This window comes from Streptomyces sp. Pv4-95, from assembly GCF_045782725.1.
GTDB lineage: Bacteria > Actinomycetota > Actinomycetes > Streptomycetales > Streptomycetaceae > Streptomyces.
This window is the reverse complement of sequence record NZ_CP127172.1, coordinates 316,577-342,833: the sequence shown is the minus strand read 5'-3', so window position 1 is coordinate 342,833 and position 26,257 is coordinate 316,577. Positions and strand designations below refer to the sequence as shown.

Annotated in this window: 28 protein-coding genes and 1 pseudogene; 14 read left to right on the top strand and 15 right to left on the bottom strand. The window is 67.9% G+C overall.

What is annotated here, in order from left to right; genetic code table 11:
- Nucleotides 1–45: 45 nt before the first annotated feature.
- Nucleotides 46–504: an NUDIX hydrolase gene (locus QOM21_RS01615; protein ID WP_407555551.1), complete on the bottom strand. Its 459-nt coding sequence runs from the start codon at nucleotides 502–504 to the stop codon at nucleotides 46–48.
- Between the two features lie 152 nt (nucleotides 505–656).
- Nucleotides 657–1,124 carry a hypothetical protein gene (locus QOM21_RS01610; RefSeq protein ID WP_407547684.1) on the bottom strand — a complete coding sequence of 156 codons (468 nt, stop codon included), beginning with the start codon at nucleotides 1,122–1,124 and terminating at the stop codon, nucleotides 657–659.
- A 280-nt stretch (nucleotides 1,125–1,404) separates the two neighbouring features.
- Between QOM21_RS01610 and QOM21_RS01605 the strand changes: the two genes are divergently transcribed.
- The gene (locus tag QOM21_RS01605) at nucleotides 1,405–1,938 is read left to right on the top strand and encodes an ATP-binding protein (protein WP_407547683.1); all 534 of its coding nucleotides are present in this window, start codon (nucleotides 1,405–1,407) and stop codon (nucleotides 1,936–1,938) included.
- Between the two features lie 110 nt (nucleotides 1,939–2,048).
- On the opposite strand, the gene QOM21_RS01600 is transcribed toward QOM21_RS01605, so the two are convergent.
- Nucleotides 2,049–2,687: a Type 1 glutamine amidotransferase-like domain-containing protein gene (locus tag QOM21_RS01600; protein WP_407547682.1), complete on the bottom strand. Its 639-nt coding sequence runs from the start codon at nucleotides 2,685–2,687 to the stop codon at nucleotides 2,049–2,051.
- A 296-nt stretch (nucleotides 2,688–2,983) separates the two neighbouring features.
- On the opposite strand from QOM21_RS01600, the gene QOM21_RS01595 reads away from it, so the two are divergent.
- Nucleotides 2,984–3,655, top strand: coding sequence for a GPP34 family phosphoprotein (locus QOM21_RS01595; RefSeq protein WP_407547681.1), 672 nt, complete (start codon nucleotides 2,984–2,986; stop codon nucleotides 3,653–3,655).
- A gap of 109 nt (nucleotides 3,656–3,764) precedes the next feature.
- On the opposite strand, the gene QOM21_RS01590 is transcribed toward QOM21_RS01595, so the two are convergent.
- The 3 genes from QOM21_RS01590 to QOM21_RS01580 form a co-directional block, all read right to left on the bottom strand.
- Nucleotides 3,765–4,004 carry a hypothetical protein gene (locus QOM21_RS01590; protein WP_407547680.1) on the bottom strand — a complete coding sequence of 80 codons (240 nt, stop codon included), beginning with the start codon at nucleotides 4,002–4,004 and terminating at the stop codon, nucleotides 3,765–3,767.
- 338 nt (nucleotides 4,005–4,342) lie between these two features.
- The gene (locus QOM21_RS01585) at nucleotides 4,343–5,092 is read right to left on the bottom strand and encodes an SAM-dependent methyltransferase (RefSeq protein ID WP_407547679.1); all 750 of its coding nucleotides are present in this window, start codon (nucleotides 5,090–5,092) and stop codon (nucleotides 4,343–4,345) included.
- A gap of 231 nt (nucleotides 5,093–5,323) precedes the next feature.
- Nucleotides 5,324–6,520, bottom strand: a complete 1,197-nt coding sequence (locus tag QOM21_RS01580; protein WP_407547678.1) for a glutamate--cysteine ligase — start codon at nucleotides 6,518–6,520, stop codon at nucleotides 5,324–5,326.
- A gap of 64 nt (nucleotides 6,521–6,584) precedes the next feature.
- On the opposite strand from QOM21_RS01580, the gene QOM21_RS01575 reads away from it, so the two are divergent.
- Nucleotides 6,585–7,970, top strand: a complete 1,386-nt coding sequence (locus tag QOM21_RS01575) for an NAD(P)/FAD-dependent oxidoreductase (protein WP_407547677.1) — start codon at nucleotides 6,585–6,587, stop codon at nucleotides 7,968–7,970.
- Nucleotides 7,971–8,052: 82 nt separating this feature from the next.
- Here the strand turns inward: QOM21_RS01575 and QOM21_RS01570 are convergent, their stop codons facing one another.
- Both QOM21_RS01570 and QOM21_RS01565 read right to left on the bottom strand, forming a co-directional pair.
- Nucleotides 8,053–8,832: a MerR family transcriptional regulator gene (locus QOM21_RS01570; protein ID WP_407547676.1), complete on the bottom strand. Its 780-nt coding sequence runs from the start codon at nucleotides 8,830–8,832 to the stop codon at nucleotides 8,053–8,055.
- 161 nt (nucleotides 8,833–8,993) lie between these two features.
- Nucleotides 8,994–10,115 carry a serine hydrolase domain-containing protein gene (locus tag QOM21_RS01565; RefSeq protein WP_407555550.1) on the bottom strand — a complete coding sequence of 374 codons (1,122 nt, stop codon included), beginning with the start codon at nucleotides 10,113–10,115 and terminating at the stop codon, nucleotides 8,994–8,996.
- Between the two features lie 227 nt (nucleotides 10,116–10,342).
- Here QOM21_RS01565 and QOM21_RS01560 point away from each other — a divergent pair, with 227 nt between their 5' ends.
- From QOM21_RS01560 to QOM21_RS01535, 6 genes and pseudogenes are all read left to right on the top strand, one after another.
- Complete coding sequence (locus QOM21_RS01560; RefSeq protein WP_407547675.1) at nucleotides 10,343–10,915, top strand: XRE family transcriptional regulator; 573 nt, start codon at nucleotides 10,343–10,345, stop codon at nucleotides 10,913–10,915.
- Nucleotides 10,916–10,985: 70 nt separating this feature from the next.
- Nucleotides 10,986–11,138: a hypothetical protein gene (locus tag QOM21_RS01555; RefSeq protein WP_407547674.1), complete on the top strand. Its 153-nt coding sequence runs from the start codon at nucleotides 10,986–10,988 to the stop codon at nucleotides 11,136–11,138.
- A 12-nt stretch (nucleotides 11,139–11,150) separates the two neighbouring features.
- Nucleotides 11,151–12,428 (top strand): annotated as a pseudogene (locus QOM21_RS01550) (NAD(P)/FAD-dependent oxidoreductase); the annotation flags it as partial.
- A gap of 98 nt (nucleotides 12,429–12,526) precedes the next feature.
- The gene (locus QOM21_RS01545; protein WP_407547673.1) at nucleotides 12,527–13,933 is read left to right on the top strand and encodes a peptide MFS transporter; all 1,407 of its coding nucleotides are present in this window, start codon (nucleotides 12,527–12,529) and stop codon (nucleotides 13,931–13,933) included.
- Nucleotides 13,934–14,295: 362 nt separating this feature from the next.
- Complete coding sequence (locus tag QOM21_RS01540) at nucleotides 14,296–14,766, top strand: pyridoxamine 5'-phosphate oxidase family protein (RefSeq protein ID WP_407547672.1); 471 nt, start codon at nucleotides 14,296–14,298, stop codon at nucleotides 14,764–14,766.
- 395 nt (nucleotides 14,767–15,161) lie between these two features.
- Nucleotides 15,162–15,725 (top strand): hypothetical protein, encoded by a 564-nt coding sequence (locus QOM21_RS01535; protein WP_407547671.1) that lies wholly within the window; start codon nucleotides 15,162–15,164, stop codon nucleotides 15,723–15,725.
- 468 nt (nucleotides 15,726–16,193) lie between these two features.
- On the opposite strand, the gene QOM21_RS01530 is transcribed toward QOM21_RS01535, so the two are convergent.
- Both QOM21_RS01530 and QOM21_RS01525 read right to left on the bottom strand, forming a co-directional pair.
- Entirely contained in the window at nucleotides 16,194–16,625 is a 432-nt protein-coding gene (locus QOM21_RS01530; protein WP_407547670.1) for a cytidine deaminase, read from the bottom strand.
- 22 nt (nucleotides 16,626–16,647) lie between these two features.
- Nucleotides 16,648–17,001, bottom strand: coding sequence for a hypothetical protein (locus QOM21_RS01525; protein ID WP_407547669.1), 354 nt, complete (start codon nucleotides 16,999–17,001; stop codon nucleotides 16,648–16,650).
- Between the two features lie 75 nt (nucleotides 17,002–17,076).
- Between QOM21_RS01525 and QOM21_RS01520 the strand changes: the two genes are divergently transcribed.
- From QOM21_RS01520 to QOM21_RS01510, 3 genes are all read left to right on the top strand, one after another.
- On the top strand, nucleotides 17,077–17,550 hold the full coding sequence (locus tag QOM21_RS01520; protein ID WP_407547668.1) for a carboxymuconolactone decarboxylase family protein: 474 nt from the start codon (nucleotides 17,077–17,079) through the stop codon (nucleotides 17,548–17,550).
- Nucleotides 17,551–17,692: 142 nt separating this feature from the next.
- Entirely contained in the window at nucleotides 17,693–18,616 is a 924-nt protein-coding gene (locus QOM21_RS01515; protein ID WP_407547667.1) for an RNA polymerase sigma-70 factor, read from the top strand.
- Between the two features lie 106 nt (nucleotides 18,617–18,722).
- Nucleotides 18,723–19,310 (top strand): MepB family protein, encoded by a 588-nt coding sequence (locus QOM21_RS01510; protein ID WP_407555549.1) that lies wholly within the window; start codon nucleotides 18,723–18,725, stop codon nucleotides 19,308–19,310.
- Here the strand turns inward: QOM21_RS01510 and QOM21_RS01505 are convergent.
- Entirely contained in the window at nucleotides 19,289–20,509 is a 1,221-nt protein-coding gene (locus QOM21_RS01505) for a PucR family transcriptional regulator (RefSeq protein WP_407547666.1), read from the bottom strand. The genes QOM21_RS01510 and QOM21_RS01505 overlap by 22 nt on opposite strands.
- 125 nt (nucleotides 20,510–20,634) lie before the next feature.
- Here QOM21_RS01505 and QOM21_RS01500 point away from each other — a divergent pair, with 125 nt between their 5' ends.
- Nucleotides 20,635–22,179, top strand: coding sequence for a flavin-containing monooxygenase (locus QOM21_RS01500; protein ID WP_407547665.1), 1,545 nt, complete (start codon nucleotides 20,635–20,637; stop codon nucleotides 22,177–22,179).
- On the opposite strand, the gene QOM21_RS01495 is transcribed toward QOM21_RS01500, so the two are convergent.
- Nucleotides 22,172–22,561: a VOC family protein gene (locus QOM21_RS01495; protein WP_407547664.1), complete on the bottom strand. Its 390-nt coding sequence runs from the start codon at nucleotides 22,559–22,561 to the stop codon at nucleotides 22,172–22,174. The genes QOM21_RS01500 and QOM21_RS01495 overlap by 8 nt on opposite strands.
- A 21-nt stretch (nucleotides 22,562–22,582) precedes the next feature.
- The gene (locus tag QOM21_RS01490; protein ID WP_407555548.1) at nucleotides 22,583–23,293 is read right to left on the bottom strand and encodes a hypothetical protein; all 711 of its coding nucleotides are present in this window, start codon (nucleotides 23,291–23,293) and stop codon (nucleotides 22,583–22,585) included.
- 568 nt (nucleotides 23,294–23,861) lie between these two features.
- Here QOM21_RS01490 and QOM21_RS01485 point away from each other — a divergent pair.
- Nucleotides 23,862–24,977: a MerR family transcriptional regulator gene (locus QOM21_RS01485; RefSeq protein WP_407547663.1), complete on the top strand. Its 1,116-nt coding sequence runs from the start codon at nucleotides 23,862–23,864 to the stop codon at nucleotides 24,975–24,977.
- 91 nt (nucleotides 24,978–25,068) lie between these two features.
- Here the strand turns inward: QOM21_RS01485 and QOM21_RS01480 are convergent, their stop codons facing one another.
- Entirely contained in the window at nucleotides 25,069–25,581 is a 513-nt protein-coding gene (locus tag QOM21_RS01480; RefSeq protein ID WP_407547662.1) for a MerR family transcriptional regulator, read from the bottom strand.
- Nucleotides 25,578–25,913, bottom strand: coding sequence for a hypothetical protein (locus QOM21_RS01475; RefSeq protein ID WP_407547661.1), 336 nt, complete (start codon nucleotides 25,911–25,913; stop codon nucleotides 25,578–25,580). The genes QOM21_RS01480 and QOM21_RS01475 overlap by 4 nt, the downstream gene beginning before the upstream one ends.
- Nucleotides 25,914–26,257 lie beyond the last annotated feature (344 nt).

Here is a 26,257-nt window from a genome sequence, read left to right as displayed (position 1 = left end):
AGTTCGCGATGGCCTGATGCCCCGCTCCCAGTCGCGTCCTGCGGATCATTGCCCGGGCCTCACCTGTGGGGCAACGATCGGCAGGAGATTCCCCAGCCATGCGTCTTGATCGTCGGCCAGTGGCTGCTTCAGGGGAAGTGAGAGGAACCGGCAGGCAAAGGTGAGGCCGACGTCTTCTCCGTCCCCCTGGACCTGGTGCTCCCACGCATCGAGGGTGTCTGCGGGAGCCTGTACGTAGAAGAAGCTGGTGCGCCGCGGGTGTCCCGTGTCGGGGTGGGGCTTGTCCTCCACGGCGATCCGCCGGACCACCGCGGCCGTCAGCAGCCCCGTCTCCTCGGCGACCTCGCGGAGAACCGCTGCTTCCAGTTCTTCGCCCGATTCGACTCCTCCCGCGGGGACCTGGGTGCCGGCCTCCGGCATGCCCACATGGTCGAACACAAGTAGCTCGGGGACGGCACGATTCCGGATCACGTACGCAGCGACGCGGATTCTGGGTCGAGTCATCCCGGCATTGTCGGTCATCCTGCAATGCGCCTTCGGCGTCCTCCGGCTCTCTCCACCACATCGGCGTGCTCCGCTGCGCCGGAGGCGAGCAGGGGCGCAGGAACGAGCGGGTGGGGGAGTGCTTGCTGAAACGGCACCGAATTTTCCTGTGGTCAGGAGATGTCGGCGAGCTGGAATCCGCCGAGCGTCAGAACGAGCGCCAGCAGGAGGTACAGCGGCACGGACAGCAGCGGCGCGAAGCCGATGAGCGTGAACGGAATGCGGCGCCCCTCCTTGAACCTGCCGTTCGGGCGCCGCACTTCAGCTTCCAGGTCGAGACGTTCCGCGGCGCGCCCGGACACGGTTACGCCTGCCGTGGCGGGGCTGTGGAGCAGGGCTCTGCGCACGGCTGCGTCGACGGTGTCGCGGCCGCCATTGAGTTTGTTGAGGAGGACGCGTACGCCGTGGTCGTCGGTGAGGATCAGCCGGTCGTCGGTGGGTCCCTGGGCGACCACCTCGATCCGGCCGACCTTGGTGAGCCGAGTGAGGTCGACGGTGCGCCGCCCGGTCACGGTCCGCACGGAGAGCAGGTCACGGTCCTGCAATCGCGCGTGCCAGCTCAAGTGGGCGTAGAAGGACACCAGGTCGGTTGCCGAGAACTCGGTGAGCAGGTGTACTGGGAGCCGGCGTGAGGCTGAGCAGGACAGCTGTGATCAGTTTGCTGTAGGCCCCTGCTTTACGCCCTGGGTAATGCGGGCATCTCCGGCACCTGAGCCGTTCGAGGGCCTGCTGAGAGCACACCAAGAACGCAGCAAGAACACCCCCCACATCCATCCCGGAGGCCCCTGCCTCGATGCCTTCGTAATAGGCCCGGCGGGGTGCCGATGGGCTGCACCCGCAATCCACGAAAGGCTTCTGATCATGCGACGGTACGTTCTCACCGGTACGCCGGGCGCGGGCAAGACATCGATCCTGCGCTGCCTTGCCGAGCTTGGGTACAGGGTCGTCGACGAGGCGGCGACTGCGGTCATCGCGCAGGCCCAGGCGCAGGGCGAGGACGCGCCGTGGACTCGGGCGTCGTTCATCGACGACATCGTTGATCTGCAAAAACAACGACAGCTGGAAGCCTCCTCCACGGACTCCGTCCAGGTGTTCGATCGATCTCCGGTCTGCACCCACGCGCTCGCCCGCTATTTGGGGCTACCGTTTTCCCGAGTACTGACTGCGGAGATCGAGCGCATCACCACCGGACGGATCTATGAGCGTCAGGTGCTCTTCATCCGCAATCTGGGCTTCTGCGAGCCCACCAGTGCCCGCCGGATCAGTTTCCAGGAGTCATTGGCCTTCGAAAGGATCCACGAGCAGAGCTACCGCGCCTTCGGCTACGAACTCATCGATATTGCTGCCGACCGCCTGGACCGTCGTGTCGCCGCGGTCAGCTCCGCGATCTCGTAGCCCGCTGGGCGAAGGCCACCACACCACCGACAGACCTCGCCGAAAAACACGCACCTCGCACGACCGACAAACGAGACTCAGGCACAGGCACAGGCACAGGCACGTGCAGGTCAGAGGACCACCTTGCTGACATCAGGGATGGTGATTGTCTCCCCATCGCGTAGACATCGATGAGGCAATCCGCGGTCGGTGAGATCAGCGGCGGCTCGTTCCGCGCCTTCCGCTTCGGGGTGCTCGGATCGCCAGTGAGGAACGATTCGGTAGGGGACCAGACCCAGGCATGCCGGCGCCGTGGTCGACGAATACCCGTGGGGCAGCACGGTCGGGTCGTCCATGAGATCGATGCCCTCCAGGTCCGGTCCGGTGACGCATGCTCCTGCTGAGTAGCCGCCGTAGGTGAACTCACGCCGATGCACCTGCTTTTTGAGGGCAGCGCTGAACCGGCACCGCGTCATGGCGCGGGCCAGAACGAACGCGTTACCGCCCAGAGCCCAGACCAGGTCGAGGCCGTTCAGACGATCGGTGAGACCCTCGGCGCCGGAGAAGTAGTCGCGCAGGTCCAGCTCCTCGCAGGAGTAGCCGAACGTCTCCAGGGTGCGGCTCTCGCGGGCGAGGTTGCGGGTGCGTGAGGGGCCATGTTCATCCAGAGCGTTCAAGACGATGCCTGCCCTGCCGGTGCCCAGGTTGTCGGTCAGCACCGGCGGCCGACTGTCCGGGGTCAGAAACCACGAGCTCAGCAGCAGCTTCATCAGTACCTCTCGGCTTACGTGCCCGGCGGGCACGACCTCTCATGCTGCCCAGGTGCCAGGGCGTTCGACAAGGCGGTCGTGAACGTCGATGTCCGCCTTGTGGCGGGAGCGCCGGAGACTTCAGCCGGCCGGCGTCGCGGGCGACGGTCACGTCTGCCGGGCCGCGACGGCCTCGTGCCCGTCGCGACACGTGAACGCCGGGGTGGCCAAGCGCGGGATCGGGGTGGAACCTCGTACTCGTCCCGGGTGTATGACCACGAGAAGACGATCAATGGGTGTATGCGAGGGTTGTGGGTATGGCGATCACACTGGCCGAGGAGATCATGCTGCTGTCCCTGGACGACGAGTCCGGGTCGGCGAAGCAGCGACAAGCCGCAGGGTGGGCAGTCGCAGGAGGGATCCTGCTCGAACTCGTCCTGGCCGAGCGGGTAACCGTTACGGGCAAGTACCTCGAACTGACGGACACGACCCGGATCGGAGACCGGCTGCTCGACGGCCGGACGGCGCTGATCGAGACCTGGCTGCGCGGTCGCAAGCAGCGACGGGTGACGGAGTGGCTGACCAAGGACCAGGGCAAGGCCGTCGGTGCGGCGCTTGAGAGCCTGTGCGAGCGCGGAGTGGTCGTGGAGGAGAAGCGCAAGGCACTCGGCGTGTTCCCGATGCGCCGCTATCCCGAGGCCGATGGTGCCGTCGAGGCTGAGCTGCGGGAACGGCTGCGGGCCGCCGTACTGGACGGCGCCGAGCCGGACGTACGGACAGCGGGCCTGATCGCGCTGATCCACTCCGCCAAGCTGCACCGCCTGGCCTTCCCCGACAGTCCGCGCAAGCAGGTCACCGAGCGGATGGCGCAGGTGGCCGACGGACAATGGGCAGCGGAAAGCGTCCACGCCGCCATCCGCGACATGCAGGCGGCGATGATCGCGGTGACTGTGGCCACGACCGCCACGACCACCGCGGCCGGGAGCTAGAGCGAACGTTCGCTCGGTGACCGGCAGCGCAGAGCCCCGGAGACAGGCAGAGCCCCGGAGACAGTGGGAGCTGTCTCCGGGGCTTCGCCGTTGGCGGCCTCGGTGTTGATTACTTCACGAGGACGACGGAGTTGATCGGCGTCATGTTGTACGGCGCGGACTCGCCGGTACCGCGCATCACGACGGAGCAGTTGACGCCGTTGTAGCCGTAGCAGACCTGGAAGCCCGCGCCGCCGGTCTGATTGTTGACCAGCACCCGGTCGCCGGTGACGTTCGACAGGTTGTGGGAGCCGTAGCTGTAGAAGATGTTCTTGCTCAGGATGTTGCCGTTGGTCTCACGGATACACACTGCTCCGCTGGGACAGGGAGTCGCCGCGCCGGCGCTGGGTGCTACGGCGAGTCCGAGCGTACCCACAGCCAGAGTCAGCCCTGCGGCGGTTAAAGCGATCTTGCGCATGTTTCTTCCCCCTTGTCATGACCCCTCTGGTATGAGGCATCTTGAAGTAAAAAGTAGCTCCGACACATGGGTGCTGTCAGAAGCTCGGTGAAAGTTGTGGGTGCGACCGGTCCCCGAAGACCCGAGGTGACCCGGGGTCTTCGGGGACCGGTGCGAACGCAGGGGCGGCGTGGGCCGTTGAGCCGCCGACCTCGGCCGGCGAGGGGTTCGAACCCACGCTGATCGAACCGTCAGCGGCGGCCCATCAGTGCGAAGACTCCCCAGCCGAGATACTCGCGCTCATACCGTGCGTAGCGGGCGGGGGCGGTGTCGAGCTCGGTCCGCACCTCGGCGGCCAGTTCGTCGTCGGGATTCTGATCCAGCCAGCGGCGGAGATTGAACCACTGTGCTGCCCGGTACCGGTCCCAGCTGTCCTGATCGGCCAGCACCATTTCCACGAGGTCGTAGCCGAGGTCGGCGAACTGCTCGATCAGCTCATCGAGCAGCCCGAAGTCGGCCCTGCTGCCGGCATGACAGCTTTCGATGACCTCCTGGCTCGGCGGTTCCCGACGCCAGAAGGGCTCGCCGATCAGCATGACGCCGCCGGGCCGAAGACTGCGCCCGAGCAACTCGACCGTGCCCGCCACACCGCCTCCGATCCACGTGGCGCCGATGCACGAGGCGAGATCGACCGGCTCGTCGGTGACGTAGCCGGCGGCATCACCGTGGATGAAGTCGACTCGATCGGCCACACCCAGTTCGGCGGCGCGGGTACGGGCGCGCGCGGTGAACACCGTGCTGATGTCCACCCCGGTCCCGGTGATGCCGTGGTCACGCGCCCAGGTGTTCATCAACTCGCCTGATCCGCACGCGAGATCAAGCGCGTGCGTCCCCGGTGCAAGGCTCAGCGCCTGGCCCAGGGTGGCGAGCTTGTCAGCGGTGAGCGGGTTGTGGATGCGGTGGCTGCTCTCTTGGATGGTGATGAAGCGTGGAAGATCCACAGGAAGGATTCCTTGGGTTCGATGAGGTCATGGCAGTTGCGTAGGACAGCCGGCCGTAGCTGACCGTCGTTGCCTGAACCGTCATCACATGCACCCCGCCAGACGTGTGGACCTTGAACGGAGGGAGGCTAGAGCGGTCCGGGCCCACGTGTCCATCGAATTTGGTCGGCCGGTCCGTGGCTCACGCAGGCGATCGCGAAGCCAGACAGGTATGTGGGGCCCACTGTCGCGCTATCCGTTGGTGTGCTCGGAAGCGGAGATCAGGCAGTCGACGACGTCGTTGAGTGAGCTGCGGCGAGCGTAGGCGGCCCGCTGGCGGTCGGCTCCGTTGCCTCCGGTCATGAGGTGTGAGCCTTGAGCCCGTACGTAGGAGGCTTCGTTCAGGGGGAGGGCCCCTTCAACTTCGGCCAGTAGACGGCGCACTTGGCTGATCGCGGGTACGAGGTGGCCGGTGGTCAGGTCGACTCCTTTCCCGGCAAGTCCGTCCCGGGCTGCGCGCCAGCTCGCGGCGCGCAGCATCTCCTGCTGTGGCCGAGGTGCGGGCCTCCCCTCGGAAGTGGCTTGGAGCGCACGGAGGGCCAGCCCTTTGACGGCTCCCGCGAGCAGCACGGTGTCGTTGACGGTCGAAGCGGCATCGGCAACACGGACCTCTACCGTCGGCACGTGGTGGGACGGGCGAATGTCCCAGTACAGACCGCCTCTGTCCATGATCGAACCCGTGGTGATGAGGCTGTCGACAAGGTCTTCGAAGTGGCTGCGGGACTCGAAGAACGGGGGTGGGCCCGCGATCGGCCATCGCCACCACGTCACCGTCCGCCAGCTCGCGTATCCGGTGTCCCGAGCCTGCCAGAACGGCGAGTTCGCAGACAGAGCCGTGAGGGTGGGCAGCCACAGCCTCAGGTGATTGCTGATGTCCAGGGCCGCCGTCAGATCAGGAACACCGACATGCACGTGGCAGGCACAGACACTCTGTTCGTCATCGAGGGCCCGGAACGTCGAGACGCTCCGGGCGTACCGGGGGCCGGAGGTGATGGGCGGCGGCATCTGCTGGCCGAGAACGGGAGAACCGCTGGAGATGATCCGCAAGCCCAGGCGCGCTGCGGCACGTGTCACGGAAGCGCGTAATGAGCGCACGTCATCGGCGAGTCCGGCCAGGGTCTGATGCGGTCGGGTACGTACTTCGATCTGGTAGGCCGTGAGTTCGGTGGTGACGCGGTCGCCGAGTTCCGCCGCAGCTTCCTTTACGACTGCGCCGGCTTCCGTACTGAGCTCGCGGGAGACGGGATCGACCAACAGATACTCCTCCTCCACGCCCACCGTGACGGGAGTGAGGCTCGGCGCGTCCTGGGGATGCGAGTCACTGCCTGCTGGGGCGGGACGCTCGGCCCCGGCGCCTGATGGCCGCATTTCGCTCTGCATGGTGACCATCGTGTCACCTAGAGTGGCACGTCGTGCTGACGAAGGCCGCTCCTCGATTTTCTGGAGGCTGTGCATGCCGGAGGAGACACAGATCCTGGTCGTCGGTGGCGGCCCCGCAGGCTCGACGGCCGCCGCGTTGCTGGCCCGGCAGGGATTCGGGGTGACGCTCCTGGAGCGATCCCGCTTCCCGCGCTACCACGTCGGAGAATCCCTGCTGCCGTCCCTCCTGCCCGTCCTGGAGGTCATGGGCGCGAAGGAACTGGTGGAGCGACACGGATTCGTCCGAAAGACGGGGGCCTTCTACGGCTGGGGCGGGCAGGACTGGTCGCTGGCGTTCGACGACCCGGGCAGGCCGGCCACGTACAGCTTTCAGGTCATCCGCTCGCAGTTCGACCATCTCCTGCTGCGGCACGCACGCAGTCAGGGTGCCGATGTCCGCGAGGGCGTCAAGGTACGGCACGTAGCACTGCACGACGGCCGCGCGGCCAAAGCGTCCTGGACGACGGAGGACGGTCGCGAAGGCGAGACGGCCTTCCAATACCTCATCGATGCTTCGGGCCGCGCCGGAGTACTGGGCGCCCGTCAGCTGCGCACCCGACGCTTCCATGACGTCTTCCGCAATGTGGCCACCTGGGGCTACTGGCGTGGGGCGGCACCCCTGCCACAGGCACCCGAAGGCGCCATCGGGGTCTTCTCCCTTCCCGACCACGGTTGGTTCTGGGCGATCCCGTTGCACGACGGCACACTCAGCGTCGGGCTGGTCACCGACACCCGCTCCTTCAACCGGATGCGGGCGGAGGCAGGTTCGGTCGAAGCCGTCTACCGCGACGCGCTCGACGACAACTCCACCCTCACCCGTGTACTCCAAGGATCCCGCTTGGACTCACAACTCAGGGTGGAGAGTGACTACTCGTACGTCACCGACCGCTTCTGTGGACCCGGCTACTTCCTCACGGGGGACGCCGCCTGCTTCCTCGATCCCTTGCTGTCCACGGGAGTGCACCTCGCGATGTACAGCGCCCTGCTCAGCGCAGCCTCCATCTCCAGTGTCCTGAGCGGTGACGTGGACGAGATCGCGGCCCGCCGCTTCTACCAAACCGCCTACCGGCAGGCGTACGAACGGCTCCTCATCCTCGTCAGCGCCTTTTACCGCATCCATGACGGCCGGGACGCCTACTTCCGTAGAGCTCAGTCGCTCAGCCGTCGCGACCAGCAGGACCTGCGTCTGCATGAATCGTTTCTCAACATCGTGACCGGTGCGGATGATCTGCACGATGCCCAACAGGACGCGGTGGGGCTGGTCCAGGAGAGACTGACCAACCCGCCGGCCGGGCATCCGCACCGCGGACTCGGTGGCCACGGCACGAGCCACATGGTCCCCCTCCCGACGGACCCCGGCCAGGCATCGGCCGGGCTCTACCTGCACCTCGCGCCCCATCCGCATCTACGTCACGCATGAATCCGGGCAACCGGTCCAGCGGCGGTGTCCGTGGGCGGGTCCCGGCCGGTCGCCGAGCCGGAAGGACCGGAGCGCGGCGCGGTCAGCGGGAGTGCGGTCCGGGGATACGGATCCCGGCGGAGCGGAGCTTGGCCTCGACGAGCGCCCGGGCCGCGGCAGATCCCTGCTCTTCGCCGTGATAGGCGATCAGCTTGTACCGGGTCGCGGCCTCGGTACGGGCCTGTAGGCCGGTCACGATCTTCAGCAGTTCGGGGTTGGCGAGGTAGTGCTCGGCCAAGGCGGTGGCGAGCTCGGCGATGCGCGGGTCGCCCGGTTCCCAGGCCGCGGCCTCGGCGCCGCGCTTGATCAAGGCGATGAACCGGGTGTCTTCGAGGGCGTGCTCGACATTGCCGAGGTAGTCGTCGAAGCCTTCTGGGACCAGGGCCTTGGCAAGCACCCAGCCCTCCCTGGCGGCCGCCACCTCGTCCGCGGTGAAGCCGAGGCCGGGCAGCCGCTCCAGCAGTGCCACAGCGCGGTCGGGCAGCAGAGCCCGGTTCCCATCGGCTAGCCGGTGCAGCGTGTCGCGCCGAGCGGTCAGCTCCTCGATACGTTCGGTGAGCTGCTGCTCGACGTCAGCGAGCGCGGCGGCGAACCCGGTGGCGTCGGCACCGAGCAGAGGCCCGATCTCGGCCAGCGGCACCCCGGCCGCGGCCAGCGTCCGGACCTGCACCAGCTGCAACAGCTCGGCCGATCCGTACCGCCGGTATCCGGAGCTGTCGCGTTGTGGCTCCTCGACCAGGCCGAGCTTGTGGTAGTGCCGCACCGTCTTCACCGTGACGCCGACGAATGCCGCCGCCTGCCCGATCGTGACTCCGTTCATCATCTGCTCAGCCTGCCTTGTGCTCCGGCTCGGCGGCTACGCGCATCACGGCCGGGCATTTGGGCGAGCCACGTCGAGCCACGTCGAGCTCGGCGTGGCCCCGGTTCGTGTTCGAGGTCAGCGCGACCGGAAGGGTGACGCTCGCGGCGTACGGTCGCAAGCGTTCAGCTCGTCGGCTGAGCCTGCTCCGTCTGTCCGCCGCAGAACACCTCCTCCACGAGCCTCTGTTGCGCGTTCAGGAATGCTGCTGCCATGGACAGGTCGGCGTCGTCCACATAGTTCAGCGACGCGGTCAGGGTCTTGCTGCCGCCGGGCGTGCTGTACATCAGCGCCGCGTGGCCAGCCGCGCCGCCGTTGTGAAAGAGGACGGTGCCGCCGTTGGGGCCCAGGTCCTGCACACGCATCCCCAGGCCGAATCCGCTCTCGGGGTGCGGCTTGCGCATCTCGGCCAGGAGCGGGGCCGGCAGAAGCTCGCCGCCCGCCAGCGCGGAGATGAACGTGTGGAGGTCCTGGGTGGTCGAGATCATGTCTCCGCCGGCGGAGATCCATGAGGGGTTGTGACGGGTGACGTCGACCGTCTGCTGCCGGCCCTCGTCCTCGTACCGGTAGTACGCGTGGGCGTGCGGCTCGGGGATCTCCGGCGAGGTTTCCGGGACCACGGTGCCCGACAGGCCGAGCGGCCCCAGGATCCGCTCCTTCGTCTCGTCGGCGCACGAGCGGCCGGTGACCTTCGAGATCAGTAGCCTGGCCAGCACGTAGTTGGTGTTGGAGTAGCTCCAGCCCGTCCCCGGCTCGAACCGAGCAGGATGGGACAACGCAAGCCGTACCAGCTCCTCGGGCCGGTAGCTTTTGAACCGGTTGACCACCCATTCCTTGCCCGTGATCGTGCAGGGGATCCCCGGTGTGACCGTGCCATCGGCGTTATGTTCACCGGTGAAGTTGAACACCCCGCTGGTGTGCTGCAGCAGCATCCGCACCGTGATGCGCCGGTCCAGTCCGAACTCGGGCAGGTAGTCAACTGCCGGCGTGTCCAGCCCGATCCTTCCCTCGGCCACCAGTTGCAGCACGAGGGTGGCGGTGAAGGTCTTGGTGTTGCTGCCGATCCGGACGTGCCCGTTGGCCGGCGGCCTGGCGGCCTGGCCCAGCTCGGCCACCCCGGCGCTGCCGACCCACTCCCCCCGCTCATCGTGCACGCGCATCTGCACCCCGGTGATACCGGACTCGACGATCTCCTCGATGGCCTTCTGCAGCTCCGGGCGATCCTGGTCGGTGAGGGTGAGGGACATGGCGGTTTGCTCCTTCAGATGGGTGATGCCCGGTCGGCGTCGTGCCGTTGCCTGGAGCTTCCACCCTGACCTAAGGTCAACCTCAACTGTGACCTGGCTCACATCCTCTTCGAGGGTCGACCGGGTGGCGTACGGCAGAAGGCAGGGGTCGGCATGGTCATCAAAGAAATCTTTGATGGGAGCTTTGTCCATTGTGGTGGTGCCAAAGCCTTGTTAGTTTCCCGCCCATGTCGAACGAACAGGCCGACTCACGTGCCGGCGTCGGTTCCCGGCTGCGCCGTCGCAGGCGGGCCCTGCATCTGACTCTCAAGGACCTGGCCGACCAGTCCGGGCTCACCGAGGGGTACCTCTCCCAGGTCGAGCGCGACCAGGTCAATGCGAGCGTGCGCACCCTTCAGCGGGTGTGCGAGGTGCTCAAATTGACCGTTGGCGACCTCTTCGACCAGGGGGGATCCGTGGCCGGCCCGGTGCTGCGGTTCCGCGACGCCCACGGCATGTCGTTCGGTGAGGGCGCCACGAAGATCAAGCTCACCCCCGGGGCCTTCGACCACCTCGAAGTGCTCCTCGGCCACTTCACCCCGGGCGGCTCCACCGGCGTGGAGCCCTATACCCACGGCAGCTCCGAAGAACTGCTCCTGGTCCTCTGCGGCGAGGTCGAGGTGTGGATCGGCGAGCAGCGCCACCAACTCTCCGCCCTGGACTCGGTCCACTACCTGAGCAGCCAACCCCACCGGGTCGTCGAGAGCACGGGCACGGAAGAAGCCCGGGTCCTGTGGGCGATGGCACCACCTACCTACTGAAGCCCCGCCCCCGGGCGGCTCCACCGGCCACCACCGCGACACCACGCGTCGCCCATCGTTGGAGACACTCATGACTGCGTATCGAAACGGCGAGATCTCGCATTGGATGGCGGCCTCCCATGCCGCGGACGAGCCCGCCGACCAGGCGCGGCGCCGATCAGCGGGTCTGCCCGAGGAGAAACAGGACCTCGTCGTCATCGGTGGGGGCCTGACCGGACTCTGAGCCGCCTATCACGCCGCCGTGGACCGTCCCGCAGCGAAGATCACTGTCCTGGAGGCCGAAGAGGTCGGCTACGGCGCCTCCGGGCGCAACGGCGGCTGGCTGTCGCCGCTCATCCCCGGCAACCGGGCCGTGTACGCCAAGGCCGCGCGCGAGCGAGGACAGGACGGCGCCGCTGCCGTAGCGGCCTTCCAGCGGGAGATGACCGGCGCCATCGACGCCATCCTCCGCGTCCTTGAGGAGGAAGGGATCCAGGCGGACCAGCACCGGGGCGGGCACCTGCGCGTGGCCACCACCCCAGCCGCAATGAAACGCCTCGAACTGACCCATGCTGCGGACCTCGCCAATGGATACCGCACGGAGGACCTTGAACTCCTGGATGCCCAAGCCGTGACGAAGCGGATCGCGATCGGGCCTGCGCTGGGTGGCCTGCTCACCCGCTCCACGGTGCGCATCGACCCCGCAAAGCTCGTCCATGGCCTCGCGGCCGTCGTGGAAGCCAGGGGCGTACGCATCCTTGAAGGAACACGCGCGACGCACCTCGCGCCCGGGGTCGTGACCACCGAGCGCGGGTCCGTTCGTGCCACGACCGTCCTGACCTGCCTTGAGGCATACTCCGGACAGATCGACAGTGACGCCCGCGGCCTCGGTAAACGCGACATCATCCCCGTCAACTCCTCGATGATCGTGACCAACCAGCTCCCTGAGCAGGTCTGGGAACGGATCGGCTGGCAGGGCCGGGAATGCCTGGGCGACGCCGCGCACACCTTCGTCTACGCGCAGCGCACCGCCGACGGCCGCATCGCCATCGGCGGCCGCGGCACGCCCTACGCCTTCAACTCCGGTACCCCGGGCCAGGGCAGCGTGGACGCCCGCACCGTACGCACCCTGACCGACCGCCTCCGACTGTTCTTCCCCGACGTGCAGTTCACCGTCGAGCACGCCTGGCGGGGCGCCATCGGCGTGACCCGCGACTGGTGCGCCGGGATCACCTTCGACCCCGCCACCGGGATCGGCGTCGCGCGTGGATTCGCCGGTCACGGCGTGACCGCCACCCACCTCGCCGCGCGGACGCTCCTGGACCGGGCCGCCGGACGCAGCACCGCGCTGACCCAACTGCCGTGGAACGACCACGACTCCGGACGCTGGGAGCCCGAACCCCTTCGCTGGCTCGGCGTCCACACCATGTACCGGCTCTTCGGCGTCGCCGACCGGTGGGAGGAGAGCAGGCACTCCCAGAACACCTCCCTCATCGCCCGCTTCGGCTCACGACTGGCAGGACTCAGCGAATGAGAGAGACACCGCACAAGACGGCCACTGCAGTTGACAGCAAGACCGGCGACACACCGGTTGAGGAGTCCGGAAGATTCTCCCGACGCAGCCTGTGGAGCATGGCCTTCACCGAACTGTGGGAGCGCTACTCCTTCTATGGCCTCCAGGGAATCCTCTCCTTCTACCTGCTCTACGCGCTGTCCGACGGCGGTCTTGCCCTGGACCCCGCCGCAGCAGCAGGCATCGTCGGAGCCTACGGCGGCGCCGTCTACCTGTCGCAGATCCTCGGCGCCTGGCTCGGTGACCGGCTCGTCAGCCCACAGAACATGGTGCTGTACGGCGCCGTCGTCATCACGGGCGGACATGTGGTGCTCGCCTTCGCGCCCGGTCTGGCCGGGCTGGGCGTCGGACTGACGTGCATCGTCCTCGGCACCGGTGCGCTGAAGACGAACATCACCTCGATCTTCGGCTTCGTCCTGGACCAGAGCCAGGACGAGCGCCACCGGGATGCCAGCTTTTCCTACTTCTATATGGCCATCAACATCGGTGCGGTGGTCGGACCGCTCACCACCGGCCTCGCCCAGAACGAACTCGGGTTCCACTACGGATTCGGGCTGGCGGCCATCGGCATGGGAGCGGCGCTCGTCCAGTACGTCGCCTCGATGAAGCAGCTCCCCGAGCGCGCCCGCACCATCAACAACCCCCTCCCCGCCAACCGCCGTCCGCTCGTTTCCCTGACGGCCATCGCGTGCGTCGCCGCCATCGGTATTGCCGTTGCCACCGGCCTGCTCCGGGCGGCGAACCTGTCCACCGTGGTCACCGTCGCCGCACTGGTGGCGGCTGCCATCTACTTCCTCACCATGACCACGTCGTCGGCAGTCAGCCGCGACGAGCGCCGGCGCATCCTCGGATACCTCCCCCTCTTTCTGGCGTCCGGGGTGTACTTCGGCTTCCTGTTCCAGAAGTTCACCGCGATCTCCATCCTCATCACCGAACGCATCGATCTGCAGATCGGCGGCTGGACGTTCCCGGTCGCCTGGATCACGACCGTCAGTCCGCTGGCGGCCGTCCTCATCACCCCTCTGATCGCCAAGGTCTGGAACAGCCTGGGGGAGCGCCAGCCCGGGACCGTGGCGAAGGTCGCCATCGGACTCACCCAGATCGGCTGCGCCTACCTGTTCCTGCTCATCATTTCCGAGGCCACGGGTAAGGCGGATATCCCGCTGGCCCTCATCCTCCTGTTCATGATGGCGGCCGGCTCCTCCGAAGTGTTCGTCGGGCCGATCGGGCTGTCCTTGGCCACGCGGATCGGCCCGGCGAAGTTCCGCTCCCAGATGGTCGGCCTGAACTTCCTCACCCTGGCCCTCGGTTCGTCCCTGGCGGGCCTGCTCGGGCAGCTGTTCACCGAGATCGACAACGCCTCCTACTTCACCCTTACCGCCGTGTGCGGCATCGGCATCGGCCTGACCCTGTTCGCCGTGCGCCGGCCCGTGGGACGTCTGCTGGATGCGGGGCTGGAGCGCTGAGCGGGCGACGTCCCGGCACTGGCTCTGGCCGCCCGGGGCGTCGCTTCAGCACCTGAGTGCCGCTCCCCCCTGCCGGTTGGACGGTGAGGCGACGGCCACCCGGCGGAGCAGGCGCTCCGGAGGCACCCTGGCCGCCATGGGTGCATGTGCGGTTGGCGCCAACGGGGCGTGGGCTAGGAGCAGTTGCTTGCGCCGGGCCGACAACAAGACAACGGTTGCCCTGTTGCCCTGTTGCCCTGTTGTTCGCCCGCTGCGGCATTGTGCGGCTGCGCTGACTACGCCCAGTATGAGGACGCTCTCCGCCTTGCGCCCTAGTTCCGCCGCCGGATGTGGCCTGGCGCTTCACGTCATAACCTCGCCACATGACATCAGCTGACTCTCGTCCCAGCGGCCCCCGCAGCCCGGAGCAGCGCAAGCGCGAGGCGCTGGAACGGCTCGTGCGGGACAACGACGTATGGGTCGCCACGGCCGACGCGGCCGGCGAGCCCTGCCTCGTTCCGCTTGCCTTCTGGTGGGATGGCGAGGCGGTGTGGCTGGCCACTCGCGACACCAACCCGACCGGACGAAACCTGTGCGCCTCAGGCCGGGTTCGGCTCTCCTTCGGCCACACCCGGGACGTGGTCCTGGTCCACGGCACCGCACGCATGCTGACCCGGGAGGAGCTTCCGACCGGGGTGGGCGACGCCTTCGCCGCCAAGGACGGCTGGGACCCGCGCAAGGACCACCCGTCGTACGTCTTCTTCCAGGTCACCCCGCAGGTGCTGCAGGCGTGGGGAACAGTACCCGAGATGGCCGGGCGGACCTTGATGCGCGACGGGAAGTGGCTGCTCTAGGGCGTATTTCTAACTGGGCATCGCCACTTGTTCTGGGGACTCCCGGAAGTTGCATGAATGCGGCAGGCCCTGGGCTCGTGCCGTCGTTAACCGAGCCTGGTCGCGCGCCACTCCACTTCCTCGGCGCCCATCGGGGCGGTGGTGACGACGTCCACGTAGAACGCCAGGGAGTACGGGGTCAAGACTGATCCTCGATGCGGGTGTGATTCAAGGTGAGAGGGCGATACCTCACCGAGGGTGTCTACCACCTGGGCCCACCACCTGCGCGGGAACCGTCGGGGCCTGGTCGGCCGGGCGGGAGCCCTGCTCCGTCCCCGCTGACGCGCCGCTCGTCGTAGCGGGCGGAGGGAGCCTCGGGGCGTTTCTCCCCGCGGGAGCTGCCATAGGCTCTGTCCATGCCAACCACAAGTGCGCTGCGGCCCACCATCACAGGTCGCGCCGCCGGCGTCATCGGCCTGCTGGTGGCCCTCGGCATCTGCGGCGTATCCATATCCCAGGCCGCCGTCGCGAGCGGCCTCGTGGGCACTGCCGGCAAGCTGACGGTCAGCGACTGTCACAGCGGAGGTGCCGGCCGCGGAGGCACACGCCACTGCTACGGCACCTTCCGCCCGGCCGAGGCCGAGGACAGCGATGGCCGCCTGGCGAACGATCCGCACGCCCGAGTGAACACCCGGGACGCTGCCCCCGGCGACACGCTCCAGGTCCGCAACGGCAGCGGCGGCTATGTCGTCGCCGGCATGGGCTCGGCTTGGGTCCGCATCGCCTTCGCCTTCCTGGGGCTGTTGATCGGCTCAGCAGCGCTACCCGTAGCGGCGAGCGGCGTCTTGCCGCGAAGGGGCGCGGGGCAGGACCTCTTCACAGCGGTACGCAGCACCCGGCTTGCCTGGATCGCCAAGCGCTTGGCGCTCACCTCCGTCGCGGGAATTGCCATCTCTGCCTACCTGGCCTGGCTGTTCTGACCCTGCGCATACGAGACGTTCGAAGAGTTCGGTATGGACAACGGCGGAGGCACGCCGTTGAGCGACGCCGCCCGCGCCTACGTGCACCCTGGGCAGCAGTCCTGGCGGCTACCGAGTACGGCGGAAGGCCGTCATCGGGGCGCCGTAGCTGCCGCGCGGCGTCAACTGCTCCTCGTCGATGACTGCGGCTGGGTGGAGGAACCCGTCGTGGGACGCGGCTGCGGCACCGTCTTTCGCGTCGCGGCTTCGGCGGCCGCGCGGTCGCTGGCAGCCTGGGCGGCCCTGCTCGCGGCCGCGCGGCGAAGGGCAGTGATCTTGGTGCTCGTCATATCGATGCCAACGTCCGGGCGCACGATCCGTAATGGCTCCTGGGCCGAATGGGGTGGATGGCGGGGCCTGGCTACGGGCCGCCGGCGCAGCATCAGATGGCCGCTCTCCGTGTGGTCGCCGGAGGGGCGGGCGTTAGCCCTAGCTGGGTGACGCACTCTGCTCAGCGTCGAGCTGGTGGTCGGCCCAGACGTAGGTTTCGGGGAGCAAGTCGGTGATGAGGACGGTTCGGATGTGGTCGTCCGAGCCGACGATGACCTTCAGGGCCGGGAAGTAGTCGAGGAGGACCTGACGGCACCGGCCGCACGGAGGAACAACGCCCCGGTCGCGGTCACCCACGGCGACGATCGTGGCCAGTTCGTAGGCGCCCTGGGCAGCTGCTGCGCCGATGAGGATCAGCTCGGCGCAGGGGCCGCCGGTGAAGTGGTACGCATTCACGGCGGTGATGATCCGGCCGTCCCGGGCTCGGGCCGCGGCTGCCATGGTGTGGTTGTCGCCCCGGCAACGCGTACGCGCGACATGCGCCGCGGCCTCAATGAGTTCGTGGTCGACGTGGTGGGCCTGTGTGGTCATCGTCCCTGCCTTCGTGCGGTGTTCAGGCGACGTTCCCCGGAGCGGCGACGCCGAGCAAGTGGATATCGGAGATGCGCCAACTCCGCCAATGGATTTGGCGGTGGATCATGTTGGTCTGTGTTTTGGTCCAGTTGGCTGCCCGAGCGTCCTTCGCGGCACCCGTCGAGGAGTTGACCGGCTGCGACTGCCTGACGGTGACGGTCGCCTGGCCGCATCCTTCGGGCTTGGTGGTGGGGCGTGTGCAGCCCGCCTTGGGGCGAAGGAAGCCGTGCTCTGGTCGGGACGCGTCCCTTCGCAGGTTGCCGCGCTGATCGTGAACGGTGAGGCTCAGGCGGCCGACGCTGACGTGTGCTGTCTGTGCAGAGATGCAGGTCACATTCGTCCGTGTCACAGGGGGGCGGGCTGTCTCGTCTCAAGGGGTGTAGCCATTGAGACGACGGAGGAGCACACCATGGATGCGCGTCTGAACTACTTCGCCAGCCCGACCGCCGGCAAGGCGTTCAAGTACTTCATGTCGTTGGGCAAGGTGCTGAAGGAGTCGCCGCTGTCGGCCGCGACGCAGGAGCTGGTGGCGCTGCGCGTGAGCCAGATCAACGGCTGCGCCGTCTGCATCGATATGCACACCAAGGAGGCCGCAGCTGCCGGCGAGACCTCGGTGCGGCTGCACCTGGTCGCGGCGTGGCGGGAGGCGACGGTCTTCACCGAGGCCGAGCGTGCAGCGCTGGAACTGGCGGAGGAGGGGACCCGGGTCGCGGACGCGGCGGGCGGGGTCAGCGACGAGGTCTGGGCACGTGCCGCGAAGCACTACGACGAGGAGGAGATCACCGCCCTGGTGCTCCTCGTGTCCTTCATGAACACGGCGAACCGGCTGAACATCATCGCCCAGCAGCCGGCCGGCGACTACGTGGCCGGGCAGTTCCACTGAACGGCCACCGATGAACCGCCCGGGGCGCTGACGCAGGCCCCGGGCGTGGGGGCGTTGCACAGCCCGTCGACGGACCACAAGATCACCGGAATGTGCCCGCGCCGGAAACGCGGTCGGGCGGAAGCCTCAAGGGAGATACGTCGTGAGCAAGGTCGAGGAGTTCGAGGAGCTGCGGCCACTGCTGTTCTCGATCGCCTACCGGATTCTGGGCAGCGTGAGCGAGGCCGAGGACGCTGTGCAGGAGACCTGGCTGCGCTACGACGGCTCGGCGACCCTGCCCACGTCGGTCAAGGCGTTTCTGTCCGCTACGGTCACGCGGATCTCGATCGACGTACTGCGCTCCGCGCGGGTGCGGCGGGAGGAGTACGTGGGCCCGTGGTTCCCCGAGCCGCTGCTCAGCGACCCCTATCAGGATCCGGAGCGCTCGGCGGAGTTGGCCGACTCGGTGTCGATGGCGGCGCTGCTGTTGCTGGAGCGGCTGAGCCCGTTGGAGCGGTCGGTGTTCGTGTTGCGGGAGGCGTTCGGCTTCGGGTTCGACGAGATCGCCTCGGCGGTGGGGCGTTCGGAGGCGGCATGCCGGCAGTTGCTGGTACGGGCGCGGCGGCACATGCAGGCCGGGCGGCCGCGGTTCGATGCGGACCGTCACAAGCGGCAGGAGCTGGCGACGCGGTTCTTCGATGCCCTCCGCGACGGCGATGTCGCCGGCCTGCAGGATCTGCTTGCCGCGGATGTGCAGATGGTCGGGGACGGCGGTGGTAAGGCCCCGCAGCTGGCGAGGGCTGTCGTCGGGTCCGAAAAGGTGGCCCGGCTGTTGGCCGCCTTCTTCCCGCTGCTGGCCCGGGTCGATGTGACGTTCGAGCCGCAGGAGGTCAACGGACAGCCCGGCGCGATCTTCCGCGACCGGGACGGCAAGGTCCTCCATGCTCTCGTCCTCGATGTGCTCGACGCGCAGATCCAGACCATCCGCTCGGTGATCAACCCTGACAAGCTCGGTCACCTCGGACCGGTGGCCGACGCCTGGGCCATCGATGGCGAAGTGAGACAGATCCGGCGACAGGCGAAGTGAGCCCGGTGTCGGCACAGCCAGGGTGAGGGGGTGGCCGAGTGGGCGGCCGGCCCGGCGGCGTGAATTCGTTCGCGTGTTCGAAGTGTGGCACGATGGCGGAATGGCGATGGCACGTGAAGTCTCCTCGGAATTCGGCGCCCATGATCCTGGGGCACGCGCACGAGGGATCCCTGGCGACTTCCTACGGGCGAAAACGTTGGCTTACGAGCCGAGTGGGTTCACCTGCTCGGCGCCGGTGCCCGAAGCGGAGAGTGCCGAGTACGGGGCGTGCGAATTCACGTTGGACGGCCTCGCGGTCAGGTTCCGCGTGGCCAAGACGACCCCGACGAAGGTCGGTCAGTTCGTCACGGTGTGGAAGAGGTCCGAGGATGGTCCGATCCAGCCCTTCGATGCCGAGGATCCCGTTGATTTCTTCGTGATCAGCACCCGCGAGGACGAACGATTCGGGCAGTTCGTGTTCCCGAGGGATGTGCTCCGTGAGCGGGGCATCGTGTCGACGAATGGTTCCGGCGGGAAACGCGCATTCCGCGTCTATCCGCCGTGGGTGACCACCACCAACCGCCAAGCCGGCAATACGCAGACCTGGCAGCTGGAACACTTCCTCCCACTGCCCGCGGACGAGCCCGTCGACATTTCCCGTGCCCAGGCTCTCTTTCACCCCCGTGACCGGAATCAGTTGCGTCCGCGCCAATAGAGGACTTCGAGAGCGGCCGCGACATCGAGGGTATGGGCGGCCAGCGGAACCGGCAGCAGCTCGTCGGCGCGGGCGAGGCGCCGGAGCAGGGTGTTGCGGTGGGTGAAGAGGCGGGTGGCGGCTCGGGAGGCGTTGCACTGTTCGGCGATGAAGACGCGTACCGCTTCGGTGATCTCCACCGGCGCTCCCGCCAGGTCGCCGAGGACGCGTTTGACGAAGCGGTCGGCGTGTTCGGGGTCCTGGGTGAGGAGCGCGACGAGTTCGACCTCGTCGTACGAGGCCAGGCGCTGGGTGGAATGCAGGCGGGCCAGCATCTGCTGCGTGGTGAGGGCGTCGAGATGACTGCGGCGGAAGCCGTCCACGCCGGGTGCGGGCGAACCGAGCGCGATGCGCACGTCGGGCAGCTGGTCCATGGCGGCGTGGACGTGGACTGCGTCGGGGCGGCCATGGACCCAGACCCAGCGGGTCGCGGCACTGGCAAGGACGCTCAACGGTGCTCCCCGGCCTGCCGCCGCGGCGAGGGCATCCGCGGCACGGTCGAGTTGATGGAGGTCGGCATCGGGATCGTCGGTCCAGGCGACGGCCGCGGTGTGCGTCGCGTCCAGGGCGTAGCCCAGTCGTGCCTGGGCGCGCTGGGGGGTGATCGGCGCGCCGTCGAGCAGCAGGGTCACGATCTCTCGACGTTCGGCGTGGGTGCCGCGGGTGAGTTCGCCGCGCTCGATGCGCATGCGCGCCGCGATGGCGGCGACGGTGTCGTCGACGAATGCGGAAATGGATCGCAGTGACACATCCAGCAGTTCGCTCAGTTCATCGGTGTCGCTGGTGAGCGAGCACGCGATCTGTGTCCACACCCGCACCGCGACACCCTGGCCGACCCGGTAGGAGTCGAGCGCGGATTCGTCGAGGCCACGCCGCACGAGGTCGCGGGCGATGGCCAGGGGTGCGTCCCCCTCGTTCGCGGGCACCGGTTCACCGGGTGCGCGGATGTTGGAGGCCGCCCAGAACAGCAGGTTGGACCGGTTGGTCCGACGCGTCCCTGCGGCGAGGACGGGGTCTGCCGCTACCTGCTGCTTCGTTTGGCCGGACAGCGTGACCGCGTCGAGTTCGGCGAGCCACTCGGGGCGAGGGTCGAGTGCGATCTCGGCGCCCTGGCGGATCAGTTCCCGGATGCGGGGTGACGGCGTTTTCCACAGCGGCATGCGACGACTGTAGTGGTGCACATTGCACCACGCAGGTGTCGATCCGGTGCACACTGTGCCTGTTCTCCGGGATGCCCACCCTGCACCATGGGCGAGCCGCACGTCATCGTCTGGAGTCGTCGCCCATGTCTGCTGCCTCAGCTTCGCCCGCCGTCGAACATCTCGACGTTCTGATCATCGGCGCCGGAATATCCGGTATCGGGGCCGGTCGCTACCTCAAGACCGAACTGCCGTCGAAGACCTTCGCGATCCTGGAGGCACGGGCCGCCTCCGGCGGGACCTGGGACCTGTTCCGCTATCCGGGCATCAGGTCCGACTCCGACCTGCACACCTTCGGTTACGAGTTCAAGCCGTGGCGGGATGAGGAATCCATCGCCTCGGCGCCGCGCATCCTCACGTACCTGCGCGAGACCGCGACCGAGAACGGCCTGGACAGCCACATCCGCTACCACAACAAGGTGCTCTCCGTGTCCTGGTCGACCGACCGGGCGCGGTGGACGGTGCACATCGAGCGCGCCGATACCGGCGAGCGGACCACGCTGACCTGCGCCTGGCTGTTCTGCGCCGGTGGCTACTACCGCTACGACCAGGGGTTCACCCCGCACTTCGAGGGCCGGGAGCGCTTCGGCGGCACGATCGTGCACCCGCAGCAATGGCCCGAGGACCTGGACTACACCGGCAAGCGGGTGGTGGTGATCGGCAGCGGTGCCACAGCGGTCACGCTGCTGCCCGCGATGGCCGACACCGCCGCACACGTCACGATGCTGCAGCGGACCCCGTCGTACATCCTCCCGGTACCGAAAAAGGACGCCATCGCCAACGCCTTGAAGAAGTACCTCGGGCCGGAGCGGGGCTACGCGCTGACCCGGCGCAAGAACATCGCCCAGCAGCGCTTCATCTGGGCTTTCTGCCAGCGGTACCCGAAGGCCGCACGCCGGATCATCCGGTGGGCCAACGCCAAGCAGTTGCCCGACGGCTATCCGGTCGACGAGCACTTCAACCCGCCGTACGACCCGTGGGACCAGCGCCTGTGTGCCGTTCCCGACGGAGATCTGTTCAAGACCATCCGCGCAGGAAAGGCGTCGGTGGTCACCGACCGGATCACCACGTTCACCGAAAACGGAGTGGCGCTCGAATCCGGCCGCGAACTCGACGCCGATGTCGTCGTCACCGCCACCGGACTGAACGTGCAGGCGTTCGGCGGCGTCCAGGTCACCGTCGACGGCGAGGAGATCCGCCTGTCCGACACCGTCGCCTACAAGGGCATGATGCTCTCCGGAGTGCCCAACCTCGCCTACTCGATCGGCTACACCAACAGCTCCTGGACGCTGAAGGTGGGTCTGCTGTGCGAGCACTTCTGCCGGCTGCTGGCCCACATGGACGCCCACGGCCACGACATCTGCCGTCCCGAGGTGGCCGATCCGGCCATGCCGACCAGGCCGTTCCTCGACTTCGGCGCCGGTTACATCCAGCGCGCGGTCGACCAGCTGCCCCGGCAGGGCGACCGGATGCCATGGCTGACCTCGATGGACTACCACTCGGACGTCAAGCTGCTGCGCGCCGAAAGCGTCGCCGACCCGGAACTGCATTTCGCCCGGGTGGAGTCCTCCCATGCGACGGCGACGGTCACGCCCTCGCGCACGGGGCGACCGCGAAGGTCGGTCAGCTGAGGTAATGCGCCCGTCCCTCGTCGTCGAGCCCGACCGGGCCTTCCGGGATGATGCAGAACTCATTGCCCTCGGGGTCGGCCATCACCAGGAACCCACCATCGGCGTACTGCTCAAGTCTGCGCCCGCCCAGCGCCTCGACCCGCTGCTGCTCGGCGGCCGGCTCAGGCGAGCTGATGTCGAAGTGCATGCGGTTCTTGCCCGACTTGGGCTCGGAGATCTGCTGAAACCCCAGGCCCAGGCCGTTCTCGCGCCGCAGCCATACGTACGGGCCCGTACGGTCCACGACTGGCCTCCCCAGCAGCTCCGACCAGAACGCGGCAAGCCGAGCGGGGTCGGTGGCATCGACGATGAGGGCATTGATCCGCATGGGTGAGTCCGCCATGCCCTGATCCTCCCAGTGCGCTCAAGGCCGCTCAATGACTCCGCAGCCTGCGCCGACATGATCGTGGACGACGGGCGCGCGTTGCTCTTTCGCCTCGGCAGAGGGGGCTGGTTGTTGCGGACGTGGGGGTGCGGTGTCTGGCTGGGCGCTTGTTACGCAGTGCTGTCTGTGCGTTCGTAGACGCTGATGTGGCGCCAGCTTTGCGCGGTGAACGGCTCGCCGTTCCACCCGCCCCACCGTTCGCGTAGCCGGAGGCCGGCGATGCGGGCCATGAGGTCGAACTCGGGTGGGTGGGCCAGGCGGAGCCTGATGGGGGAGAGCCTGATGCCCCCGCTGCTGATGCGGATGTGGTTCAGGTCGAGCACTTGGGTCAGCGGGTCGTACTGCCCGGCATCGAGGGTCGACGTGGTCGAGGCCCACCTGTTCGGTGTCGAGGTACTGATGACCAGGGCGCGAGGGCGCGGTGGGGATGCGGCATTCGAGGACGAACACGCCGTCGTCCGTGAGATGGCCGGCGGCGTTCTGGAAGCATCGGACCTGGTCTTCTTGGGTGAGCAGGTTGCCGATGGTGTTGAAGACCAGGTAGGCAAGCCCGTAGGTGCGGCCGGTGGTGACGCGGGACATGTCGCCCATGGTCACGCCGACTTGATCGCCACCTGGCTTCTCGCGCATCCGATCGACCATGTCCTGCGACAGCTCGATCCCGTCCACGGCCCGTACCCCCGCCTGCATCAGGGGCAACGCGACCCGACCTGTGCCCACGGCGAGTTCCAGGGCGTTCTGCTGTCCTGCGAGTCTGGCCAGGAAGGCCACGGTCTCGGCCTCGTCGCCGCGTGGCTCGTCGTCGTACCGCTTGGACACTTCGTATCCGAAGCCGGCCTTGGGATCGAAACCCTCCACGGAACGTTCCTCTCATGATCAGCCGAATCGATGGCCAAGCCTGACTGGACCTCATGTCTTCGGGCCGGACCTTACCGCCGAGATTCTCTGCACCGCCATGCCATTTGGTGAGTCCGCAAGTCGACGCACGGGGGCGGATGGGGGAGGCGAACCGAGGCAGCTCGGGTAGGCCGGCAACCGCTCGGGGCTGTTCAGTGAGTCACCGACCTCATAGAACACCCCCTGGGGAGAGAGCTGGGCCGCTCGCCTGCACGAGGGCTCACGAGACGGACGGCCTTGGCTGTGGTCATGACCCCTCGACAGTCTGAAGCCGCCGGCCCGGCACAGTCGTGGAGCCACGCGCGGTAACAGGAGCGAAGCGCTTGACCCTCACGTCGCGTCATGCCGCATTGTCGGTGGCGTGGAGGAACACCTGACCGTGGGGCGCGTGGCCGAGCTGGCCGGCGTGAGCGTCCGCACGCTGCATCACTATGACGGGATCGGCCTCGTGCGGCCGTCCGCGCGGACCTCGGCCGGGTACCGGGCCTACTCGGCGGGCGACGTGGAGCGGCTGCGCGAGGTGCTCGCCTACCGGCGACTGGGCTTCGGATTGCGCGAGATCGCGGATCTGGTTGACGACCCGGCCACCGACGCCGTCGCGCACCTGCACCGGCTGCGCGGCCTGCTGCTGGAACAGCGCGACCGCGCTGCTGCCATGGTGACGGCCCTGGACAGGGAACTGGAGGCACGGTCAATGGGGGTCAGGACGACGCCGGAGGAGCAACTGAAGGTGTTCGGCGCGCAGTTGTACGACGCCATCGGGTCCGCATACCCGGCGACGCGGCGCACCGAGCCGCGGATCGCCGCGAGGGTCTGGCATGCGCTCGGGGATGCACGGACGGTACTGAACGTCGGGGCCGGCACCGGCTCCTACGAGCCCCCCGGCCGCGAAGTCACCGCGGTGGAACCGTCGGCGGTCATGCGGGCGCAGCGTCCTGCGGGCGCAGCGACGTGTGTGGCCGCCGCTGCGGAAAGCCTCCCGTTCGAGGACCAGTCCTTCGACGCCGCGATGGCCTTCAGCACCGTGCACCACTGGCAGGATCCGATCGCGGGCCTGCGGGAGATGCGGCGCGTGGCCCGCCGCGTGGTGGTGTTCACCTACGACGCGAGTACTACCGGGTGGCTTCAGCGGTTCTGGCTCACGCGCGACTACCTGCCGGAATTTGCTGACCTGCTCGTCGACTGGCCGTCCCTGGCCGACCTGACCCGCGCAATCGGGGGTCGCGCCGAGCCGGTGCTCATCCCGTGGGACTGCGCTGACGGTTTCTTCGAGGCACACTGGCGCCGGCCCGAGGCGTACCTGGATGAACATGTGCGCCGCGCGGTATCGGTGTGGACCAGGGTTGGGCCGGAGGCCGAGCAGCGGGCGGTCGACAGACTCCGTGACGACCTGTCCTCAGGCCGATGGGCCGAGCGCAACCGCGACCTCGTCGCCCTCGACGCGGCGGAGCTCGGCCTCCGCCTGCTCATTGCCTGAACCATCGTGCGCGAGAAGGCGCTAAGGGGTTGACCAGCCGGAATCAGTAGATGTTGCCGCGGCGACACTTGGCCTCTAGAGCGCGCTACGTCTACCGCGGTACGCCCACCGCTGCAGCGCTGCTCGGGTCACCTGGCTCCGCACATGATCGGCCGGACAGCGCCTGGGTGACGGAGGCCCGGTCGTTGTCGGCGAGGTCGGTGAAGGGGAGGGGGCAGCAGTCGCTGGAGGCGCAGTTGGCCAGGTCGTGGCAGCCCACGTCGACGGCGGCGGCCAGGGTGGTGCGGATGGTGGTGAGGTCGGCGATCTTCGCGTCGACCTCGGCGAGCTTGGCCGCGGCCCGGTCCTGTAGACCCGCCACGGGGCGGCCGTGCCGGTGACGGCCGGCCTCCAGGAGCTCGGCGACCTCCGCCAGGGTGAAGCCCAGGCGCTGGGCAGCCTTGATCACTCGTAGTGCGGTCACCGCCTCCTCGCCATAGAGGCGGTGACCGCCATGGGTGCGCTCCGGCTCGGCCAGCAGGCCGCGCCGCTCGTAGTGGCGCAGCGTCTGGATGTTCACCCCGGCAGCTTCGGCGACCTGCCCACTGCGCAGGCTCGTGCTCACGGCCGGCCCCCGACGGCAGCAGCCCGGGAGGCGAGGGTTTCCAGGACCGTCTCGTGTGCCTGGTCCACGGAGATGTCCAGACGGATCAACTCCTCGCCGGGGGCGGTGGTGAAGGTGAAGAACGAGCAGCAGCCGCTCTCCCGCCCCACCAAGTCTCGGACGAGGTCTTCGACGCCTGGCCCGCCTGCAAGGTAAAGCCGCAGGTGGAGGGGATGGGGCCTCGACAGTGAGGTCAGCCGATCGGAGAACAGCGCATCCCACTCCGCGACCCGCAAGGGCAGCTCCTGCATGGGCAGTGTGCAGGACTGCGGCACCCACGCCAGGTCCTTCATAGCGCTCACCCCCTCATCACGCCCCCGAAGTGGGGACACCTCCGACGGTAAACCTGTACCTGGGTACCGGGTGCAAGGCCGGCTCGCCTATGGAGCAACGCTGGTGCTTCGCCCGACGGATCAGCGCCGGTGCTTCGCCCAGGGGAGACCTGCCCCGCCAAGTCATCTCGACGGAATAGGAGCGGCTGGATGGGGCTCGGGGGCTGCGATATGTCCGGTGCCGAACACCGCCCGCACCCGGCACGACCGATGGCCTTGAAATGCCAGGTCACAACTGGTCTCAGGGGGTGTCCGAGAGTCTGTACCTCGTGTGCCGCGGCGTGACCGACGAGGGGATGGCAACG